Here is a 6,079-nt window from a genome sequence, read left to right as displayed (position 1 = left end):
GGACAGCTGATAGAAACAGAAGCCACTGGAGCACCTCAAAAACACCATCATACACTAAATCAGTAAGTTGGCACCATTACCTGTTTTTACAGGTTTTGTTGATTGTTCTTTTTTCTGCGGCAGTAAGTTCAATGGGGATGTTGATTGGTAGTTTTCTGGATAACATCAACCGTCCAATGCAGATCCTATCGGCTACCTCGATGGTTATTTTTTATGCGTCAGGAGCCTCGTTTCCTACATTTAATATGCCTGAATGGGTTGTGAAAACGATGGTGATTTTCCCATCAAGTACAATGATAAGTGGGTTTACTATGCTGAACTCTCAGGGGGCAGGTATCTATGAGTTGGCACCCGTAATAATAAAAATATCTTTGCTAGCAATTATATTATTTTTACTTGCTATGTATCGTCTAGTTTGGCAGAAGTAAGTATCCTCCGGCAGAGCCGGAGGCTTTAGGGTGAGCGCCTCAAAGGCGCCGACAAACCATGAGCCGCCCAAGGCGCCTGTTATACGTTCAGATTCATCTGGTCGTAACGTTCGTCTTCTCGCTCTTGCTTGCGTATGTAAGCCCTGACCGTGGCTTCATCCAGGCCTACAGTTGAAACAAAATATCCTCGTGCCCAGAAAACTTCACCAGTGAAGTTTTTTCCTCTGCCGAACTGCCGGGCTATCGCTATCGCACTTTTCCCCTTCAGATAGCCGACGATTGTCGATACCGAATACTTTGGTGGAATGCTGATGCACATGTGAACATGATGCCGCTGCTCGATACCCTCCGCGTAAGTCACGGAGTCGGACCGGTATGCCATGAGCTGGATATCGCCCCGTCGACATACTACCGGTACCAGAACCAACGTCAGCATCCGGAAAAACGCAGTCAGCGTGACCGGCGTGATGACCAGCTGAAGCTGGAGGTACAGCGCGTGTACGACGAAAACTACAGTGTCTATGGAGTTCGTAAGGTCTGGCACCAGCTGCAACGGGAAAGCTTCAGCGTGGTCAGATGCACCATCGCGCGACTGATGAAAAGCATGGGGCTTACCGGCGTGCGGCGGGAAAAAAGTACGAACCATGGTCAGCAGGAAAGAAGCTGCGGCAGGCGGCCGGGTAAACCGTCAGTTCGTGGCAGAGCGTCCCAATCAGCTGTGGGTAGCAGACTTCACGTACGTGAGTACTTGGCAGGGGTTCGCGTATGTAGCGTTCATCATCGATGTGTTTGCCGGCGGCATCGTGGGTTGGCGAGTGTCGTCATCGATGGAAACCACGTTCGTGCTGGATGCGCTGGAGCAGGCGCTGTGGGCCCGTCGCCCTTCCGGCACCATCCATCACTCGGATAAGGGCTCGCAGTACGTGTCGCTGGCGTACATGCAACGTCTGCAGGACGCGGGCTTACTGGCCTCGACGGGCAGCTCAGGCGACTCCTACGACAATGCGATGGCGGAAAGCATCAACGGCCTGTACAAAGCGGAGGTGATACACAGACAGAGCTGGAAAAGCCGAGCAGAGGTTGAGTTGGCGACGCTGACGTGGGTGGACTGGTACAACAGCGGCCGACTACTGGAACGGCTCGGTCACATCCCCCCGGCTGAAGCCGAAAGAGCGTATTATGCTTCCATCGGAAACGGAGCTATGGCAGCCTGAGTTCGCGGACTAAAAACTCTCCCGGAAAACCGGGGCGGTTCAGGATCTTCTTGAGATCCTCTCTACCTACGAGTAATCTCTTGCTCTGTAAACGAAAAAAACCGCCTTGCAGGGCGGTTTTATCGAAGGTTAAGCCAGCTTGCAGGCTGCTTAACCAGGTAACTGTCTTGTGCGAGACTAGTCACCAAAACTGTCCTTTCAGTGTAGCCGCAGTCAGGCCGCCACTTCAAGTACTCTCTAAATCTCTCGCACATCATCAGTTACCAATGGCTGCTGCCAGTGGCGTTAAGTCGTGTCTTTCCGGGTTGGACTCAAGACGATAGTTACCGGATAAGGCGCAGCGGTCGGACTGAACGGGGGGTTCGTGCATACAGTCCAGCTTGGAGCGAACTGCCTACCCGGAACTGAGTGTCAGGCGTGGAATGAGACAAACGCGGCCATAACAGCGGAATGACACCGGTAAACCGAAAGGCAGGAACAGGAGAGCGCACGAGGGAGCTACCAGGGGTCAGTTTGGATATAGAGAATTATTGTACGGTAAGCCTGTTTTTTGAACAGACTTACCTATAGCAATAGGGTGTACTCCCGCGCTATACGGCATTTTCAGAGGTTTGACCTTAATCGGATAACCTAAATGCGATACTGCAAGAGCGACAACTTAAAAGCGATAGCCACTGACGCAAAATCAACCCCTTACGAACCAAGATTGGTTAAATAATGCGCTTAACGTACAAAAATTTCCGATCTCCAAACTGACCCCTTCTATGGGCTTGCAGCGCCATCGCACTGCTTGCCGTTGTATTCTTCCGGCGTTCAGTACGGCACCGGCGACACAAAAGGAAGCAGCAAAGTGCGCGGCGGGTGCTGGAGCGCATAAAGACGTTGCCGGGCTTCCCACAAAAAATTAACTACCTGCGGAAAATTGATCCCTTTGTGTTTGAAGAACTGTTGCTGGAAGGGTTTGAGTCGCATGGCTTCAGAACTATCAGAAACAAACGCTATACCGGCGATGGAGGCATTGACGGCCAGGTAATAATCGGAAAACATCGCTATCTCATCCAGGCCAAACGCTATCGCGGCCATATTGCTTTACAGCACGTTCAGGAGTTCGATACGTTGCTTAAACGACATAACTGTCACGGTTTGTTTTGCCATACCGGAAAAACTGGCGCAGCTTCAAAAGCTGTTAGCTTCGCCAGTGATCGGATGGAGATTATCAGCGGCCAGCGCCTGATTGATTTGCTCACGCCCGGCAGCTCCTTCACCATCGCAACCGCACCGCAGACAATGATGAGGCGTACCGCAGCAACGCGAGGAACGAGGCTTTGTTGAATAAATCGAACTTTTGCTGAGTTGAAGGATCAGATCACGCATCCTCCCGACAACACAGAGCATTCCGTGGCAAAGCAAAAGTTCAGAATCACCAACTGGTCCACCTACAACAAAGCTCTCATCAACCGTGGCTCCCTCACTTTCTGGCTGGATGATGAGGCGATTCAGGCCTGGTATGAGTCGGCAATGCCTTCATCACGAGGAAGGCCCCAGCGCTATTCTGATCTCGCCATCACCACCGTTCTGGTGATTAAACGCGTATTCCGGCTGACCCTGAGGGCTGCGCAGGGTTTTATTGATTCCATTTTTGCCCTGATGAACGTTCCGTTGCGCTGCCCGGATTACACCAGTGTCAGTAAGCGGGCAAAGTCGGTTAATGTCAGTTTCAAAACGTCCACCCGGGGTGAAATCGCACACCTGGTGATTGATTCCACCGGGCTGAAGGTCTTTGGTGGAGGCGAGTGGAAAGTCAGAAAGCATGGCCAGGAACGCCGTCGTATCTGGCGAAAGTTGCATCTTGCTGTTGACAGCAACACACATGAAGTTGTCTGTGCAGACCTGTCGCTGAATAACGTCACGGACTCAGAAGCCTTCCCGGGCCTTATCCGGCAGACTCACAGAAAAATCAGGGCAGCCGCGGCAGACGGGGCTTACGATACCCGGCTCTGTCACGATGAACTGCGCCGCAAAAAAATCAGCGCGCTTATTCCTCCCCGAAAAGGAGCAGGTTACTGGCCCGGTGAGTACGCAGACCGCAACCGTGCCGTTGCTAATCAGCGGCTGAGCGGAAGCAATGCACGGTGGAAATGGACAACGGAATATAACCGTCGCTCGATAGCGGAAACGGCAATGTACAGAATGAAGCAGTTGTTGGGAGATTCACTGACGCTGCGTGACTACGATGGTCAGGTAGCGGAAGCTATGGCCATGGTGCGTGCGTTGAACAGGATGACAAAGGCCGGGATGCCAGAAAGCGTGCGTATTGCCTGAAAACACAACCCGCTACGGGGGAGACTTACCCGAAATCTGATTTATTCATAGATGGTCGCCTCCTGTTTGCCAAGCTAAATATGTTGTGGTGGCTTTACTGGTCATCGATTGCAGCCATAGATCCGGACTTTGCCGAGGTGATGTAAAATACCTCTGTCCCTGATGGAATACGCTGATGGAGGCCTCTATCAACAAAGCGCTCTTTCAGGAGCCTTGAATAAACCGGGTTTTCCCCATCGCGGTCTGACCTGTCTTGCCATCACTTCATGCTTGCCTGGGTAATCGGTGGTGTTGTTTCTGTCTTACTGATTAAGCAACTTAAGCGCTTATTATTGGTGCACAATACTCCCGCTCTTTGGCCAGGAGCGCCCACACAGTCCGCGCATTCTTGTTAGCCAATGCTACCGAGGCAATGTTGTTATTCCGGCGCGCCATTAGCTGGTTAGCCCAGCTCGATACGGCATCCTGTTTATGTTTGGCCGACTGCAATACCGCCCTGGCACCATGGATAAGCAAGGTCCTCAAATAGGTATCACCTCGCTTGCTTATCCCGAGCAGGACTTGTTTACCCCCACTGGAGTGCTGACGTGGAACCAATCCGAGCCAGGCAGCCAGTTGTCGGCCTTTCTCGAAATTGTTGGCTTTACCAATGGTCGCAATCAGCGCGCTGGCGGTAACAGGGCCAATACCAGGGATCTTGCCGATACGCTGGCAGAGAGCATTTTGCCGATAGCACTGCTCAATCTGCTTGTCGAGTGTAGCGATGACATCGAACAGGTACGCCAAGTGGTGCTGTAGTAGACTCAGCTGTGTACGAAACAGGACGGGTAACGGGTTATCCGCATCTTCCACGAGCTCAGGTAATCGTCGCTGTAGCTGCTGGATACCTCGGGGGACGACAATGCCAAATTCGGCCAATAACCCCCTGATTTGATTGGCTTGTGCGGTTCGCTGTTTGATGAAGCTCTGACGACTCCGGTGAAGTGCCAATACGGCTTGCTGCTCAGCGGTTTTGACCGGCACGAACCGCATGTTAGGTCGAGTGACGGCTTCACAAATAGCTTCAGCGTCTGCAGCATCATGCTTATTGGTTTTAACATAGGGTTTGACGAACTGAGGGGCCATCAGTTTGACATTATGGCCCATCGATATCAGTTTATTGGCCCAGAAATGAGCAGATGCACAGGCCTCCATGCCGATCAAACAGGGTGGGATGTTGGCAAAAAAGGAGGCCATTTGTGCCCGTCTGAGTTGTTTGTTGAACAACCGTTTTCCGTGCTCGTCAACCCCATGGATCTGGAAAACGTTTTTTGCCAAATCGATTCCAATAGTTTTAACGTTCATGATAGCAGCGCTCCGTTCAATGAGTGACGATTTATCGTCCCACTGTGGCACAAGAGATGGGAGGCGACCATTCCATTAACAAAGCCACACTAAATCAGTAAGTTGGCACTATTACCGCCGATTTATTCAACAAAGCCGTTGGCAGCATCACCGAACAAATGTATATTTGTCGGCGAATAAATAGCATTCTTTGACGCCGATAGCACCAGCGAACTTATATTTTTAGGTTCGTTACCTGACGCCTTAAATATTGCGGCTCCCGGTCAGTCGAAGATTCTATTAGCAGTGGCATAAATCAGCATCGCCTGATGTTTCTGGTTCTATGCGAATTCACAGTGTGCTCATTGATTCGTAATTCACTCTGACAAGGAAATGGCAATGAAAAAGGTTCTTCTCTCTGCAGCAATGGCAACTGCGTTTTTTGGCATGACTGCTGCCCATGCAGCTGATACCACTGTTGGCGGCGGCCAGGTTAATTTCTTCGGTAAAGTTACCGATGTATCCTGTACTGTTTCCGTTAACGGCCAGGGCAGCAATGCGAACGTTTACCTGTCTCCGGTAACCCTGACTGAAGTTAAAGCGGCAGCAGCGGATACTTACCTGAAACCGAAATCTTTCACCATTGACGTCTCTAACTGCCAGGCTGCTGATGGCACTAAACAGGATGACGTAAGCAAACTGGGCGTAAACTGGACCGGCGGTAACCTGCTGGCTGGCGCAACCAGCAAACAACAGGGCTACCTGGCGAACACCGAAGCTTCCGGTGCTCAG

At 51.4% G+C, this 6,079-nt stretch carries 5 protein-coding genes and 3 pseudogenes; 5 read left to right on the top strand and 3 right to left on the bottom strand.

Translation table 11 applies throughout. The annotated features are described in order from the left end of the window. Nucleotides 1-428 (top strand): ABC transporter permease (locus AX755_RS19195; protein ID WP_156773534.1); only part of this gene is annotated, 428 nt, incomplete at its 5' end. A 79-nt stretch (nucleotides 429-507) separates the two neighbouring features. Here AX755_RS19195 and tnpA read toward each other — a convergent pair. After that, a pseudogene (gene tnpA, locus AX755_RS25195) lies at nucleotides 508-759 on the bottom strand (IS200/IS605 family transposase); the annotation flags it as partial. Between tnpA and AX755_RS25190 the strand changes: the two are divergent. Next, nucleotides 754-1,642, top strand: a pseudogene (locus AX755_RS25190) (IS3 family transposase); the annotation flags it as partial. The pseudogenes tnpA and AX755_RS25190 sit on opposite strands and share 6 nt — an antisense overlap. Nucleotides 1,643-1,898: 256 nt before the next feature. Here the strand turns inward: AX755_RS25190 and AX755_RS19180 are convergent. Further along, on the bottom strand, nucleotides 1,899-2,012 hold the full coding sequence (locus AX755_RS19180; protein WP_013087254.1) for a hypothetical protein: 114 nt from the start codon (nucleotides 2,010-2,012) through the stop codon (nucleotides 1,899-1,901). 491 nt (nucleotides 2,013-2,503) lie between these two features. Between AX755_RS19180 and AX755_RS19175 the strand changes: the two genes are divergently transcribed. Then, entirely contained in the window at nucleotides 2,504-2,974 is a 471-nt protein-coding gene (locus AX755_RS19175; protein WP_231883369.1) for a restriction endonuclease, read from the top strand. 66 nt (nucleotides 2,975-3,040) lie between these two features. Further along, complete coding sequence (locus AX755_RS19170) at nucleotides 3,041-3,964, top strand: IS5 family transposase (RefSeq protein WP_023312624.1); 924 nt, start codon at nucleotides 3,041-3,043, stop codon at nucleotides 3,962-3,964. Between the two features lie 318 nt (nucleotides 3,965-4,282). On the opposite strand, the gene AX755_RS19165 is transcribed toward AX755_RS19170, so the two are convergent. After that, on the bottom strand, nucleotides 4,283-5,308 hold the full coding sequence (locus AX755_RS19165) for an IS110 family transposase (RefSeq protein ID WP_062857264.1): 1,026 nt from the start codon (nucleotides 5,306-5,308) through the stop codon (nucleotides 4,283-4,285). 378 nt (nucleotides 5,309-5,686) lie between these two features. Here AX755_RS19165 and mrkA point away from each other — a divergent pair. Further along, a pseudogene (gene mrkA / locus AX755_RS19160) lies at nucleotides 5,687-6,079 on the top strand (type 3 fimbria major subunit MrkA); the annotation flags it as partial.

The organism is Enterobacter sp. SENG-6 (genome assembly GCF_001605945.1).
Lineage (GTDB): Bacteria > Pseudomonadota > Gammaproteobacteria > Enterobacterales > Enterobacteriaceae > Enterobacter > Enterobacter cloacae.
This window is presented reverse-complemented; position numbering and strand designations above follow the sequence as displayed.